This window comes from Pseudoalteromonas sp. S2893 (assembly GCF_005887105.1).
GTDB lineage: Bacteria > Pseudomonadota > Gammaproteobacteria > Enterobacterales > Alteromonadaceae > Pseudoalteromonas > Pseudoalteromonas atlantica.
In genome coordinates this window covers 1-320 of record NZ_PNCY01000180.1, presented here as the reverse complement: position 1 = coordinate 320, position 320 = coordinate 1, and the positions used below count along the sequence as shown (strand labels likewise).

Sequence of the window (320 nt, the reverse complement as noted above, 5' to 3'; positions counted from 1 at the left end):
CCCTTCATCGGCACTACCCGCAGCACTTCAAGAGCTGCGTCAAGAAAGTGACTCTCAATTAGTTGAACGGGCAGCTGAAGCCTCTGAAGAAGTAATGGATATGTACTTAGAAGGTGAAGCGTTCAGTGTCGCAGCGATTAAATCTGCATTACGTCAACGCACATTAGCGAACGTAATTGTTCCCATTACGTGTGGTAGTGCCTTTAAAAACTAAGGCGGAGAAGATGTGCTTGATTGCGTTGTTGAATACATGCCTGCAGCAACACTAGTGATACAAATCCTAGGTATCCTAGATAATGGTACTGAGGAAGAACGTCCAG

Annotated in this window: 1 protein-coding gene; it reads left to right on the top strand. The window is 45.3% G+C overall.

Features of this window, described 5'->3' with window-relative positions:
* Positions 1-214 (top strand): P-loop NTPase family protein (locus tag CWC04_RS19600; protein WP_249326245.1); only part of this gene is annotated, 214 nt, incomplete at its 5' end.
* Positions 215-320: the final 106 nt, after the last annotated feature.